The sequence below is a fragment of the Micromonospora globbae genome, assembly GCF_003610785.1.
GTDB lineage: Bacteria > Actinomycetota > Actinomycetes > Mycobacteriales > Micromonosporaceae > Micromonospora > Micromonospora globbae.
Genome location: NZ_RAQQ01000049.1, coordinates 1 through 13,768 on the forward strand (window position 1 = coordinate 1; position 13,768 = coordinate 13,768).

Here is a 13,768-nt window from a genome sequence, read left to right on the forward strand (position 1 = left end):
CCCGCATGGTCACGATCGACACCAGCCAACACGACACCGACCAGACCGACCCCACCCCGATCGCCGCATAACATCAAACCGGATCCCGCGATGGCCGTCTCCTACACCACCAGCGCGGACGCGACCGGTGGGCGGCGGCGACGTCGCTGGCGAGCAGCCACAGCAGGACGTCGGTAACCGCGCGCGGTACGGCGCGCCGGTGCTGAGGGACCATGGGTTGATGGCCTTTCCGAGTGAGGGTGGCGGGGCACGGGCCACCACCCCTGCGACCAGCGGCCCGAATTGACGCGGCCGGGTACACCGCACGGGTGGCGGGCAGGGTGCAGTGACCCTCGACTTCACGCATTGATCAAGTCGTCGCCGGGCGGTGTGGGTGATCAGCTGGGATTCCCCACGGACGGCCAGCAGAATTCCCTATCCGAGGGCCACTGTCGGTAACCTGGCTTCCCGGCAGCGACGCCGCAGAGATGGACCGCGTTTGATACGTGGCGTGCTTGCGATCGATGACGAGGGCAACGCGTTGGTCGCTTTTCAATGGGCCGACGACGGAGCCGGAGTCGTCGACGCGCCGCTACCACTTTCCCTGGTTGCGTGGTGGCATGGCGAGCGCCTGCTGCTCGTCTTCAACCGGTACCGCCAGCAGTGGGAGCTGCCCGGCGGCATGATCGATCCCGGGGAAACGCCGCGGCAGGCGGCCGTCCGCGAGCTGCGCGAGGAGACCGGCTATGAGCTTGAGCAGCTGACCTTCGCCGGCTATGCGCTGTTCGCGCTCGGCGCCGAGCAGCGCCCCGAGTATGCGGCCGTCTTCACCACGAACGCCATGCCGCGTGGTGACGGCTTCACGCCGACCGAGGAGATCGGCGGAATGTGCTGGTGGGACGGCATGCGGCCGCTGGCCGGCCGGGTCCAGACACTCGATGTGCTGATCGGGAGGCTTGCCAGAGCAGGTGCCGACGGTTAAGGCGGGGGCAGCGCCAGGGGCGCACCGAGACCGGCCGCGCGGGCCGATCGGCTGACCGGCGGGCGCCCTCGATAGGCATCACGCTGGGTGTGGGAGGTGGCCACCAGTGGGGAATCCAGGTGTCCACCATGGGGAGATCAACTGGCTGCGGATGGGGAATTCTGGATGACCATCAAGAGGGCGGTGGTGAACGGGCCGACCGAGACAGATCGGTGTGACGGTCAGCTATAGATGTCGCTTTTCAGAGATGGTTGTCACCGCAAGATGTCCGGCGCCTTGGCGGTGCTGTGCTGGGGTCGTTCCGCCGGGTTATTCGCGTGGCGGCTCGAACTTGTCGATCTCGCCGGTGAGGCGGTGGATGAGATGTTGAGTTGTCCCGGAGCGCCCGGTATTGGCCGTTGGGTGACGGCCGGAGGAGGTGGTTCCAGCGGGAGTAGATGTAGCGGTTTCCTCACTGGGGGAGCGTCGGGCTTTGAGGTCGGGGCGGATGGTGGAAACTGGCCACAGCCGCGCTGCGTCGGGCGGTCAGGTCTAGGCGGCGGGGCAGATCCTGGAGCCGCGTCATGCCAGCACGGGCTGGCCGCAGGCCGGACAGGCATGTGCGAGTAGGCATCAGCCGCGGAAATCCCGAGAACCAACGGCCCTCGGCACATCGACGCCCATGCTTGGGTTGGGGATAGTGCGATGCGCGATGCCAACTGCCGCTTGCGAGTCACATCCCGAGCAGGTTCCGGCGCAGTGCCGCCTCGTGTTCCGCCTCGGTCTGTTCCTCGGTCGTTGGCCGAATGAGTCCCTTGTCGGGAGGCGATTCGAGCGTGGCCAGCCGCAGTCCGTAGCCGCAGCGGGACGTGGCCTTGATGACCAATGCCGCAGCCGGCGGTGCGGGCCAGGCGATGATGTGGAACCGCTCGCCCGACTCAGCGACCACCTGGTCGAAGTGGCGGTCGCGTCCACTGGCGTGGATCCGCACCCGGTAGTGCCCAGGCCCGTAAGGGCTGAGGGCGGGCAGTTCCGGCGTCTCCGTCGGCGGATACTCCAGTTGTGCCACTGTCAGCGCCCCGTGGGGAACAAAGAGGCTGAACTCTGCGACGTCATCCCACGCGGCCAGGTACGACCACTGCTCGGCGGTGTCCAGGGCAGGACGGTCAGCGGCCGGCTCGGCGGTCACCGTGACATGGCCGCGGTCGACGCCGGCGCTCACCAGCGCCGCCGACTCCATGACCCCGGCAAGACCAGTCGAGTGGTCCATCGTCTCGAACGAGGTGCTGACGTCGTGGTCCGTGATCAAGAAAACGTGGTCCTGAACATAGATACGTAGCTCGACGGTCATCGTGTGCATCCTCCTGCCGTTCCACCAACGCGCAACCGGCGTCGCGGGATGCTGTCTCCAGCACCCCGCGACGCCAGCGACCAGCGACGTTGTGGGTCTAGCTACCGATCCCCACCCGGTAGGGGTCGCCGCCGAGAACCCGGAAGTCGTAGTAGAAGCCTGCCATGATGCCGCCCTGTGCGTTGTTCTCACTCGCGGTGATCATGCAGGCGCTCACTCCCGTGGGACCGGTGACGCCTGTGGGGGCGTTGATGTTGCATCCGGAGAAGGTGCGCCGGGTGCCCCCGAACGCTAGTCCTTGGTAGGTCGAGGCCAGAGGGTACTCGTCGCAACTCTTGCCCGAGATGCTCGGCGCGTCGCCGCAGGCCCTGCTGCGGTTCAGGTCGATCGTCGCCTGGTCGACGTTGCGGTTCAGCGGGTTCGCCATCGTCGCGCCCGGAAGCCCGGAGGCCTGGGCGCGCGAGACGTGCGACGCCAGGGACGGATACCGGCTCTGGCTGTAGAGGACCTGGGCCGGATACCACGGCACTACGCAGCCCACCCGGGCCGGGCGCGAGCCGTTGGCGCCGATCGCGTTGTCGCAGGAGATCTCCGCCATCGACGAGGAGGCGGTGGCCTGCGGGTAGCCGACAGGCTGCAGGCGCAGGTTCCAGGTCGTGGTGCAGTAGCCGATCGCGCCGAGGGCCGTCGCGGTCGTCCGGGCGCCGGCTTCCCCGACCCGGCTGGTGTTGTTCACCGGCGACAACGACTGCACCGGAAACGACGAGGCCCCGTTGGTCGTGCAGTCACCTGACGCAGACAGCGTTCCGGTGATGGTCGAGTTGACCGCAGCTCCCCAGCCCGACCACGGCGACACGCCGATCTGGTGGATCCAGTTGGGCAGGTCGACCGCACCGTAGGTGTAGTCGTAGACGTCCATGCTCAACTCGCCGGTGATCCGCACCGTTCCGTTCACCGTCTCCTGCGTGGTCAGGATCAGGCCGGTGATCCGGCACGCCGCCGTGCGGGTCCCCGCGACCGGGCTGCCGTCGCTGCTGGCGCACCACTGCGGGAATGCCACCGGAGCGAGCATTGCCGATGCGGTGCGGCGGCTCGGCTGCCCCGGCGCGAGACACACCGACCGGTTGCCAGAGGTCTTGGCGCAGGTCTTCTTGGTCAACCCGAACACCGAAGGCGCGGCAGCCGCACCCGGGCGCGCGATCGGCATGTTGCTGGGCTTTGCCAGCACGTCCGGCGAGGCGGCCGTGCCAACAAGGCCGACGTCGCGCGGTTCCGCCGCCGACACCGGCGACGGAGCGGCAACGGTCGATGCGGCGATGAGTACGGAGGCTGCCAAGACCCTCCACCCATTCCGCAGATACATGCTGTGCTCCCCTCGTGATCGTCCGTAGTGGCGATGAGACCGGGCCATCGAACCACGCGAGCACTCTTCGTATCAACCTCTATCACTGTAAGTTGTTCCGCAGGACGACGCGCGTACGTCAGTCCTACGCCGAGACGTCCCGCCCACCTCGGTTGTGACAACAAGGCCGGAACGACAGCCCTCGCCGAGCATGCGACGCGGCGAACCGGGCCAGCCTCGGTAGCCCGTGACAACCACCGTCGACATTCACACTCGGATGGCAGCGCCGAATGAGATTCGGGGATGGTTCGCCGTGGCCCCGCCGAGCGGCGGTCCCGCGCACAAGGCAGAGCACTCGCGTCCCGGCTGGACCAGATCGGTCGGCCTGACAGTGCTTCGCCCCCCCTGTTGCCGGGCCTGGATGATCTCGTCCTCGCCGATGGTGTGGCCGGCGTACTTGCGGACAAGGCGCTGCAGCACTGGCGGGTTCCTTCGCTGGTGGGTGGCGTCTGGTGGACGCTGAGGCCTCATCGCAGGTCAGCGGGGGCATCGGTGGTGGTGTCGATGTCGCCGGGGGTGGCGTCGTCTCGGCTGGTGTGGTCCCAGTCGAGGTAGGTGTCGTGGCTGGCGCCGCTGAGGGCGGCGTCGATGCTGTCCTCGGCGGCCTCGACGGCGTCGTCGCGGCTGGTGGCGGTGACTTCGATCGTCAGCGGCACGGTGAGGCGGACCCGCCAGCGGCGTGGCAGTCCCGGCAGGTCCGGCGCGTGCAGGATCCGGTCGGCGGTGTCCGGGTCGATGTCGTTCTCGACGGCGGCGTCGCGCAGCGTCTGCCACACCTTTCGGCGCTGAGCCGCAGCCTGCTCGTCCGCAGGCGGGGCGGGGGCGGTTTGCTGCTGGTTGCGGAGGTGGTCGTGGATGCGGGTGGTGGTGTGGGTCAGCCAGCCCAGCGGCGCGGATTGGCCGGGGTGGAAGGCATCCCACGCGCGTCGCGCAGGATCGCCTCGAGGCTCACCGGATGCGGCTGGTGATCTTCTGGGGTGGACATGCGGTCTCCAGTTGAACGGCCAACGGCCCCGTCCCAGGGTGGAGACGGGGCCGTCGGGGCGGGTGTCAGGCGTGTTCGATGGCGGTGACGGCGGCGTCGGCGATGGCGTTGACCGCTTCGACGGGGTCGGCGACCAGCAGGGTGGTGGTGTGGGTGAAGGTGTGGCCGGCAAGGTCGGCGGGGCGCAGCCACAGCACCGCGCATCCGGATTGGTGCAGGGTGGTGATCAGCCGTTGCGCGGGTTCGGTGTTGGGCAGGTCGCCGTCGGAGACGACGGCGAGCATCCGCAGCCGTCCGGGTTGGCGCAGGTGTAGCAGCTGGTCGGCGAGTTTGACCGCGTCGAGGAACGCGGTGGTGCCTCCGACCGCCTGCATCTCGAGGACGTGGGTGGGGTGTTGGCGGGGCGGCACGAGCAGCGTGGCGCGGCTGCCGAACCCGATCATGGTGGTGGTGGCCTGGTTGGTGCGGGCGGCGTGGGCGAGGATCCACCCGGCCGAGGACATCGGCGCCGCGTAGGGATGCATCGAGAAGGACGTGTCGACGAGCACGGCCAGGTGCAGGGTGGGCTTCGGCGGCGGGAGTTGGGCGCGGCGCTGCCAGGGTGTGGCGGTGGGCATGCTGCCGGCGGCGATCTGCGCCTTGGCGGTGATGGCGTGTCGGGTGCGCAGCCGCCCGGGCGGTATCGGGCTGGGACGGGTGTCGGGTTCCGGTTGGTGGGTGCGGGCTCGGCGCAGCCGCGCGGCGAGGTGGCGGGCGGCGGTCCGCTCGGCGTCGGTGGGGTCGCGGCGCGTCCAGGACGCGGGCGCCCCATGCCGGGATTGAATGTGGCGGGCGGCGTACTCGGTGGTGGTGAGTCCGGCGGCGTGCGCGAGGTAGTCGGCCAGGGCCTGGGCGAGCTGACCGGCGAACACGCCGGGATCGGGCCGCGGCGGTTCGGGCTGCCGGTGGGGGTCGATGCCGAGGATGCGGCACCACCGCCACGCCAGGTCGATCATCGTGTCGGCGTCGGTGTCGTCGACGGTGTGGGCTTGGCGCCACACGTCGCGCAGTTCGCGCAGCTTCTTGCGGCCGAGGACGGTGGTGACGGCGGCGCGCACCCCCTTGATGTCCTTTGCGGTGATGATGCGGGCGTCGACGCGGGCCAGCAGCAGGGCGGCGAGGTGGGCGGCGTGCCAGGCGTCGTCGACCGGCGCGTCGCCGGGGTCGAGCAGGGTGGTGACGGTGTGGCGCAGCCACCGGCGGTCGCCGCGCCGTCGGCTGCGCTGCCGGTTCTCGGCGCGGGACTCCTCGAGCAGGTCGGCGACGTTCGCGATCACCGGCGGGGTGCCCGGTGGTGTGGTCCACAGGCTGTGGGTGGCGTGGGCGGCTTCGTGGACGAGCAGCCCGTAGGCGGTCGGCACGATCCGCTTGTGGCCGGCGCGGCGGGGGTTGGTGATGTCGGGGGCGCCGATGTGGGTGGCGTCGACCTCGATGCGTCGGGCGTCGGGGTAGAAGCAGGCTGGGGCGCCGCCGCCGGCGCCGGGGGCGACGGTGACGGTCAGGTCGGTGCGGTCGGTCAGAACGGGGATGTGTCGGGTCCAGGCGTCGCTCCACGGGCGCCAGTCAGGAGCGCTGCCCGCCGGGGTGCCCGAGCCTGCGCGCCGGTGGGTGGAGGGATGAGGCATGAGTTGATCTCCTTTTGGGGGTTAGCGCTGTTTGCCGAGGGTCAGTGGGGTGATGTCTGCGCCGAACCGCGCGCGGAGGGCGGCGAGGACGTGCTCCCGGTCCTCCTGTGGGGCCCGGCCGACGAGGTTCGCCACCGCCGCCGCGGCTCCGAGGGTCTTGCTGACGCGGGTGAAGCCGAGCAGTTCGCGTAGTTGAGGCGCCCAGCTGACGCGTCCGGCGGCGAGGTCGGCGTTCAGCGTGATCGCGGCCTCGATGGCGGGGCGGGGGACGCCGAGGTGGCGGGCGAGGTCCCAGTCGGTGGTGACCTCGATGTGCACGTCGAACCGCGACGCCAATGCTTCGGTGAGGATGGCGCCGTGGACGCCGGGGTTGTGTCCGGCGATGACGTAGAACCCGTCGGCGGCTTCGACGCGTTCGTTGCGGTAGCCGGGGATGGTGATCACGCGGCGGCCGTCCATCGCCGGGTACAGCACGGCGAGGACCTTCGGCGGGATGAGCGTGGCGTCGTCCACGAGCAGGGCTCGGCCCTCCCGCATCGCCGTGACGAGGGGTCCGTAGACGAACTCGAAGCCGCCGTCCGGGAGGGGGATGAAGTTGCCGAGGAAGTCCTCCACCACCGTGTCGCCGGTGCCGGCGACGGTGAGCAAGTCCGGAAAGGCGGCCTCGACGAGGGCGGTCTTGCCGGTGCCCGGCGGGCCGTAGAGCAGCACCGGGATGCGCTTGTCCCGCAGCCGGCGCAGCACGTCCACATCGGTGGCCCCGGCCAGCTTGCGCGGGAAGTACAGGTCACCGTTCGGGCGGGTGACCGGCTGCCGCCGTCCCGTCCCACGTCCTTGGCGGGGTGCGCGCGGGGCGGGCGGTGGCATGGTTCCGGCGGCGTTGATGCCGGCCTGGGTGATCTGGAAGCGGTGCGGGCCGGTGTGGTGGGTGGCGTACCCGGCGGCGGCCATCTTCTTCAGGGCTTCGAACACGGCGCCGGTGGAGCGGGCGGCGATGGCGGTGGTGATCTCGCCGACCTTGAGGACCTGGTCGGGGTGGGCGGCGAGGTAGGCGGCGACCTGTCGGTAGAGGTAACCGGGCCGGCGTCCGTCGCCGGGATCGGGCGGGGCGCCGGTGGTGGGGGTGGTTGCAGGGTCCATGCGGGTCCTCCTGTCAATGGGGGCCCGCGCACCCGTCTCCGGGTGCGCGGGCGGTGGTGCGGTATCCGCGCGGCGGAGACGGGCAGATGCTGGGCGCAAGCCCCGATGGCGGGGCCGGCCAGCAACCTCCGTGAGGTGGTCACATCAAAGGGGCAGCCCAGCAGGGCTGCGTGTCGCGGTGTCGCCGCCACCGGCGGTGGGCGACGACAAGGAACGCACCCGGTCCCGGATCGATCAAGTCGATCCGGTGCCAGGGCCTACCTGCGGCCGACGATGACCTCGCGGGCCGGGTCGTCGAGAGATGGTCAGGGACGTCAACCTGCCGATTCAGGCGGCCGGAAGTTCCGTTCGTCGGCGGTGGGCGGGGGCCCGGCCCCGGCGGGGTTCGTGTCACAGGTCGCGGGCCAGGGTCACCAGCCGGGTCAGGCCGGTGGCGATGCGGGTGTGACGAACCCGTGGCGGTGGCGCCGCCCAGGTGTCGACGGTGGGTGCTTGTGCACCGCGCGCCCGCAGGACCCGGTAGAGCCGAAGGTCGATGTCGACGGCGGCGACGAGGCGCGTCTCGACGCAGGCAGACGCGGGGGCTTGGGCGAGGTCGCCGTGCCGGTAGCCCGGCCCCACCGGGCCGGCCCACGCTTCGAAGACCATGGCGAAGCCAACGCAGCGCCGGCCGTCGCAGTGCAGCCACGCCCGCAGCACGTCGCGCATCGGAAGGCTCGCGGCGTGCCCGGCCCGGCGGTGCAGGATCACCGCCGGTGGATTGGTCTGATCCCCGTCGGCGAGGTTCGGGGCGTGCCAGACGCTGGGGTCGAACAGGTCGGCATCGACGTGAACGCGGTGCGGGTGCGCCGACGTCGGCCTGTCGAACACGCCGATCAGCTCCGGGGACAGGTCCCACCCGTGCCGCTCGTGCAGCGCTTCGACCTCGGTGAGCGTGCGGGTGAGCATGTCCTGCGTACGTGGATGGAGCATGGAGCCTCCTAGAGGGATGAAGGGGTATGGCAAACGCGCGTTGCGCTACGGAAGGCGTGGTTCGGCCGCCGGTGCCGGATCGGCGGCCGGTGGCCAGATGGCCCGGCGGCTGGTCCAGCCGATCTCCTCGGCGTAGCTGTCGGCGGAGCGGCAGATCCGGCACCAGGTGGTGGTGTCGGTGCCGTAGCCGGCCATGGACGGCGCTTCGTCGTGGGCGATGTCGTAGCCGGTCGCCCCGCACACCGTGCACCTGACGTCGTCCGGCCCGTGCGGCTCGAACACGTCCGGCCCAGGAGCCTGGCCTGCGCCCCGCTGGCGTCGCGGCGCGGTGATCGGTGAGTCGGCGTGACGCCAGGGCCAGCGGTCGTCGGCGAGGCGGTACCAGCCGTCGGCGTCGGCGGTGATCCGTCGCATCCCGACCGGCGCCTCGCCCCGCCGGGTCAGGCCGCCCGTGGACATGCCGGCCGCGCGGACCACCAGCACCTCCACACCACTGCCGTAGTCGCGCAGCACCAGCAGGTCGGCCGGGCGCTGCGGGAAGGACGCGGCGCGTGCGTCCGCATCCGCGGCGATCCACGCGAGGGTCTGCGCCGTGAAGCGGGCAACCGCGAAGCCGTGGTGCTGGTAGCCGTGGGCTATCTGCCCGGGGTAGGGGCCCAGGTCACCGGCGGCGAGCCAGGCGGGGGTCCAGACGGCGGTGTCCGGGACGGTGTCGGCGTCGTAGCTGGCGGCGGTGTACACCTGCGGCGGGGTGGATGTGTCGATCACGAGCCACCGGTGTCCCTGCCAGGCGGCGGCGCGCAGCCGGTCCAGCAGGGATGTGCCGTCCGAGCCAGGCGCGGTCAACGGTTGCCGGTACAGCGGCTGCGGCACCTGCGGGGCCGGTGGTCCGTCGCGGTGGACTGCCGCGATCATGACGGACCGAGGACGCGGCGCGTTGACCGGCGTGAACCACAACCGCGGGTCGACGACGTCGACGACGAGCCAGGGCTCCCCCGTGCCGGCCCGGTGGCCGGCGATGGTCTCGTCGGCCTGGCGGAGCGATGCCCGCAGGTCGAACCAGAGCTGTCGCACGTACTACTCCTTCGCACATGAGAGAAGCCCTCGGGCCGGGGATGGCCGAGGGCTCGGGGATGTCATCAGCGGATCGCCCGCCGGGTGGCGGGGGTCGTGCCTCGCCTGAGCGTCCGTGGCTAGGGCTTGCCGAAGACGCGGTCGCAGCGTCGGAGGTCGACCGGCAGCCACGGCAGGCCCCAACCGATCCGGTAGCGGCCTTCGACGGGCCTGACGCGGTGGACGCCGCCGCCGAGGGACAGGGGACGGGCGACGGTGAGGGTGTGTCCGTCGAATTCGACGGTGCGCCAGTCACCGCCGACGTAGTCGGCCATCGCGTCGAGGGTGTCGGCCAGAGCGGTCACGGCTTCGGCGTCGAGAGTGAGTTCGTAGGCGCCGTTCCACCAGCCGGCGACCGTGGCGACGTAGCCCTGGTGGTAGCGGTGGACGCCGGGGGCCGGCTCGTAGCGCAGCCAGGGCCCGGAGAACACGGCGGTGCTGCCGCGCGGCGGTAGGTAGTCAGGAGTGGGCATCGACCACCGCCACCGACCAGTCAGCCGGTTCGAACCGGACCCGAGGCCGCCGAGGGCGGCCCGGATGCCGCCAGGGCACGGACCTGTCCGCCGGAATGTGCCTGCGCCCTGCTGGCGGGGCCGTGGGGTCGGGGTCACGACGACCGGCCACCAGGTCGTGGAAGACCCCGAGCAGGCGTGGCGGGACCGCACCGGTGTCGGTGCCGGTGAGAATCGCCTCGTCGGTGCCGAGCCACACGACGCCGGCCAGGTCGACCCAGGCGACCGGTGTACGTCCCGGCGGGAACCGCCATCCGGGGTGCAGCAGCCTCGGCAGCGCCACGATGTCACCGGGGTACCGCGCCCAGTCGGTGTAGCTCCAGGGCACCACGGTGCCGGGCCTGCGGCCGGCTTCCACGGCGTCGACGCACGCGCGGCACTCGGCGCCGTCGACCCGGGTCGTGCCGCCGCAAGCGCTGCAGGGGTGCCAGTTGTTCGGGTCGGCGGCGGGATCGTAGTCGGGGTCCCACGCTCCGGTGACCTGCCCGCCGAGCCGGTAGCCATCGATACGGTGGGCGCGCGCCACGAGGCGCATCGGCTTGGCCAGGTGCGCGTCGATGGTCGTGACCGTGGCGGTGGCACGTACGAGGACCGCGAACAGGTGGTGCGCCATCAGCGCGCCTCCTGACCGGTCGTCGGCCCGGCAGCGCGGTGGGCGGCTCGGACGCCGGTGTCGGGCGAGCGGCCAGCGCGGGTGCCGGGCCGACGGCGGCGACCGGCGGGCCGCTTCGCGACCCGGCGTCCCGCCGCGACGTACGGGGCAAGCGCTTCCCGCATCCGCTGCAGGTTCTGTGGGGACAGGTCGATCTCGTACTCCACGCCGTCCAGCGCGAAGCGGTGCGTGCCGACGTTGTCTGTGCTGTGGTCGATGTCGTCCGTGACCACGACAACCGTCTTGGTTGCCATCAGGATGATTCCTTTCATGCGGCGAAAGCAGCGCCGCCCTCGACGCGCTTTGTGCGCGTCGAGGGCGGCGCTGACGTGTGGTGGGGAAAGGGAACGGATCCCGGCTCCCCGGCAGGGGATGGCTCCACGCCCGGTCGGCGACGACGGCGAGAGCGGCGATCGCTCGGGCACGCCCGTCACAGCCGACGTCGGTCGCGGGCTGTCGGTGGCGTCCCAACAGACCGGGCATCCGTCGCAGGGCGGCGCGGGCTACCTGCGGCTAGCCAGGGATGTAGGCCGCCTCACCGTCCGCGCCGTCAACCCGGATGATCCGCTCCGGCGCCACGGGGATGAGGTGCTCGCGTGCGACGTTGGGCCACTGGTATCCGTCGCCACCGAGACGGGCCAGGGTGTACCGGGGGTCATCGAAGCCGTCGATGACGACGTACAGGTACCCGCCCATCTCGTCGACCAGCGCAGGCGCGACAGTGACGATCTCCCCGGCATCCAAGGATCGCTCGTCCTCGTGGTCCCGCTCGTCAGGCATCAGGTGCCTCACGTCCAGGCCGGTTTGCTGAGGTGTTGGGCGCGGGTGGCGTGCTGGGGATGGTGCCGGCGATGCGGTCGCAGTCGTAGGGGTGCACGGCGATCCAGGTCCAGGCGCGGCCCATCACGGTGTAGCGGCCGTCGGCGTCGGGGGTGATGCGGTCGATGGCGTCCGGGTCGTCGTGCACCCGGGTCTCGTCGGCGACGATGACGTCGCCGTCGAACCGCAGCCGGGCCATGGATTCGTCCACCATCTGCTCGAGGCGCTCGCCGGTGATGCCGTCGGCGGCGAGGTGCCGCCGGTAGCGGTCGCGGGCGTCGTGCTGGTCGGCGACGATCGCCTCGGCGACCTCCCGGGTGCAGGTGAACACCGCCCACCCGTTCCACGTGTCGACCAGCGTCCCGACGAACCCGACCGGGATGCGCAGCTGCCCGTCCGGGTTCGACGTCCACGCCCAGTCTCCGGCGAACACGCCCGGCCCGCCGAGGCGCACCTGGTCGGGATACACGTGGCTCAGGTCCCGGTCGTCGCCGTCGGGGTGCAGGATCATGCGGCACAGGCGGGCCGCCTCGGCTTGCGCGGCGTCGTCGTAGCCGTCGCACCACGCCCACCGCGCCTGGTCGCACTGCCGCGCGGTGAGCTGCTCACACGCCGGGGCGCCGGCAGGGGCGTGCTCGGCGTACCGGTCGGCGTCGTCGGCTAGGAGGTACCGGTCGGCGGTGGGCAGCCCGTCGAGAACCGCCAGGTCGATGTCGTCGACGCCGGCCAAGACCTTCCGCGCCACCGCGGTGACGTCGCCGCGCGCCCGGCCGCCGAGCACGTGCTGCGCCCACCAGGCGGCGGCGTCGCGTCCGGCCGCCTCGCCGGCGGCACGCAGCGCGTCAAGCACCTGTTGCCAGTTCTCGCCGGTGCGCGGGGCGGGGATGCGGCGGGCGCGGTCACCCTCGCCGAGCAGCAGCGACAGGCGCGATCCGCTGTCCCAGTCGACGTCGAGCACCTGCGTGCGCGGGTCGTAGCGGCGCACGGTGCCCTCGTCGCCGGGGCGAAGCCGGGTGTGCGGGTCGGTGGTGTGCTCCAGGGCGACCCGGTCGCCGCGCTGGTAGGTCACCGGCTCGCTCCTTCACTAGCGATGGGCAGCAGCCACCACGACCAGTCGGGCACGTCGACGTCGAGCAGCAGCAGGCCGTCGGTGTCGCGGCGCAGCCGGTACGGGCCCCGCCCGTGCGGCCAGACAAGGTCGAACTCGATGCCCACCTGGCGCAGCCACGGCTCGCGTCGCCCCGCCTGCCCCGGGGTGGGGGCGGTGGCGGCGCAGACGGCGTGGGCGGTGGTGTCGCCGAATCGCAGGACGGTCGCGGCATTTGGGTGTTTGGCGAGGCAGATCTGCGCGTCCAGGCCGGCGCGGGCGTCCGGCAGCCACAGGTGGGCGGGATCCCAGCGGTGCCCGTGGGTGGTGTACCCGCCGCAGCCGAGCACCGTCGCGCCGGCGTCGGGGTCGAGCAGGTGGTGGCTGTGCCGCAGCCACCGGCCGTGGCGGGTTGCCTCGTACACGACGACGGTGTCGGTGGCGACATCGACCAGGTACATCCACTCGAGGTAGCCCTCCACGGGGGCGCTGACCTGGCCGCGGCGGATGCCGTCCTGCAGCAGGGTGGTGAAGCCGACGCCGGGCACCGGCCGTTCGCGGTCGGCCCACCCGGCACGAGGTGCGGCGGGGTAAAGCCTGGTCCAGTCGTGGCGCAGCAACGCGTCGGCCAGGACGAGGGTGTGCCGGGTGAAGGTGTGCTGCCAGATACGCCGCAGCAGCGGCAACACCTCATCCGGGCTGCCACCGTCGTGCAACAGCCGGCCGGCGTAGGCGCCACCGGACGCGGCGACGCCAATCAGGGTCAAGCAATTCACGAGGAACCTCCATCAACAGTGCGGCGCCGCCCGCTCCGGCGGACGGCGCAGTGGACGTGCGTGATCCCGCCGCCGATCCGTCGGCGGCGTGGTGGGTGCGATAGCTGGGCGGAGAACCGCGACGGCGGCGGTGCCGGCTTCACGCCGATGGCGTCGGCAGCGCACGGTTCACCGATTCGGGGCGTCGCCGACCTCACACTCGTGCCGCTGTCTTTCCTTCCAAGACGGTTGTAGGTTCTCGTTGATCTTGTCGTCGGGCGGCGCTCTGACCAGGGATGTTTGGCCTGCTTCGCAGATTGATGTCGCTCCGTCTTTCGCAAGATCGTGTCGTTTTCTGGGCGTGGTGGTTTGGCCG

15 protein-coding genes are annotated in these 13,768 nt (G+C 71.3%); 1 reads left to right on the forward strand and 14 read right to left on the reverse strand.

Annotation, left to right across the window (positions count from 1 at the left end; genetic code table 11):
• The first annotated feature begins 490 nt into the window (after positions 1–490).
• Positions 491–961 (forward strand): NUDIX hydrolase, encoded by a 471-nt coding sequence (locus D7I43_RS31290; RefSeq protein ID WP_204985325.1) that lies wholly within the window; start codon positions 491–493, stop codon positions 959–961.
• A 712-nt stretch (positions 962–1,673) separates the two neighbouring features.
• Here D7I43_RS31290 and D7I43_RS31295 read toward each other — a convergent pair.
• The 14 genes from D7I43_RS31295 to D7I43_RS33310 all read right to left on the reverse strand — a co-directional run.
• The gene (locus D7I43_RS31295) at positions 1,674–2,291 is read right to left on the reverse strand and encodes a hypothetical protein (protein WP_120332169.1); all 618 of its coding nucleotides are present in this window, start codon (positions 2,289–2,291) and stop codon (positions 1,674–1,676) included.
• Between the two features lie 97 nt (positions 2,292–2,388).
• Entirely contained in the window at positions 2,389–3,627 is a 1,239-nt protein-coding gene (locus D7I43_RS31300) for a NucA/NucB deoxyribonuclease domain-containing protein (protein WP_147427362.1), read from the reverse strand.
• 533 nt (positions 3,628–4,160) lie between these two features.
• Positions 4,161–4,469 (reverse strand): hypothetical protein, encoded by a 309-nt coding sequence (locus D7I43_RS31310; RefSeq protein ID WP_120332172.1) that lies wholly within the window; start codon positions 4,467–4,469, stop codon positions 4,161–4,163.
• Positions 4,470–4,743: 274 nt separating this feature from the next.
• On the reverse strand, positions 4,744–6,342 hold the full coding sequence (locus tag D7I43_RS31315) for a vWA domain-containing protein (RefSeq protein WP_120332173.1): 1,599 nt from the start codon (positions 6,340–6,342) through the stop codon (positions 4,744–4,746).
• A 21-nt stretch (positions 6,343–6,363) separates the two neighbouring features.
• Complete coding sequence (locus tag D7I43_RS31320; protein ID WP_120332174.1) at positions 6,364–7,482, reverse strand: AAA family ATPase; 1,119 nt, start codon at positions 7,480–7,482, stop codon at positions 6,364–6,366.
• A gap of 390 nt (positions 7,483–7,872) precedes the next feature.
• The gene (locus D7I43_RS31325) at positions 7,873–8,454 is read right to left on the reverse strand and encodes a hypothetical protein (protein WP_147427363.1); all 582 of its coding nucleotides are present in this window, start codon (positions 8,452–8,454) and stop codon (positions 7,873–7,875) included.
• Positions 8,455–8,499: 45 nt separating this feature from the next.
• A complete protein-coding gene (locus D7I43_RS31330) occupies positions 8,500–9,528 on the reverse strand; it encodes a hypothetical protein (protein ID WP_120332176.1) in 1,029 nt (342 codons plus the stop codon).
• 119 nt (positions 9,529–9,647) lie between these two features.
• Positions 9,648–10,040 carry a hypothetical protein gene (locus tag D7I43_RS31335; protein WP_120332177.1) on the reverse strand — a complete coding sequence of 131 codons (393 nt, stop codon included), beginning with the start codon at positions 10,038–10,040 and terminating at the stop codon, positions 9,648–9,650.
• Positions 10,027–10,692 carry a hypothetical protein gene (locus D7I43_RS31340; protein WP_120332178.1) on the reverse strand — a complete coding sequence of 222 codons (666 nt, stop codon included), beginning with the start codon at positions 10,690–10,692 and terminating at the stop codon, positions 10,027–10,029. Before D7I43_RS31340 ends, D7I43_RS31335 begins: the two co-directional genes overlap by 14 nt.
• Positions 10,692–10,985: a histone-like nucleoid-structuring protein Lsr2 gene (locus D7I43_RS31345; RefSeq protein WP_120332179.1), complete on the reverse strand. Its 294-nt coding sequence runs from the start codon at positions 10,983–10,985 to the stop codon at positions 10,692–10,694. The genes D7I43_RS31340 and D7I43_RS31345 overlap by 1 nt, the downstream gene beginning before the upstream one ends.
• 259 nt (positions 10,986–11,244) lie before the next feature.
• A complete protein-coding gene (locus D7I43_RS31350; RefSeq protein WP_120332180.1) occupies positions 11,245–11,511 on the reverse strand; it encodes a hypothetical protein in 267 nt (88 codons plus the stop codon).
• Complete coding sequence (locus D7I43_RS31355) at positions 11,504–12,619, reverse strand: DUF4314 domain-containing protein (RefSeq protein WP_120332181.1); 1,116 nt, start codon at positions 12,617–12,619, stop codon at positions 11,504–11,506. Before D7I43_RS31355 ends, D7I43_RS31350 begins: the two co-directional genes overlap by 8 nt.
• Positions 12,616–13,404: a hypothetical protein gene (locus D7I43_RS31360; RefSeq protein WP_120332182.1), complete on the reverse strand. Its 789-nt coding sequence runs from the start codon at positions 13,402–13,404 to the stop codon at positions 12,616–12,618. The genes D7I43_RS31355 and D7I43_RS31360 overlap by 4 nt, the downstream gene beginning before the upstream one ends.
• A 177-nt stretch (positions 13,405–13,581) precedes the next feature.
• On the reverse strand, positions 13,582–13,768 hold a 187-nt coding region (locus tag D7I43_RS33310; RefSeq protein ID WP_204985326.1), incomplete at its 5' end, for a hypothetical protein.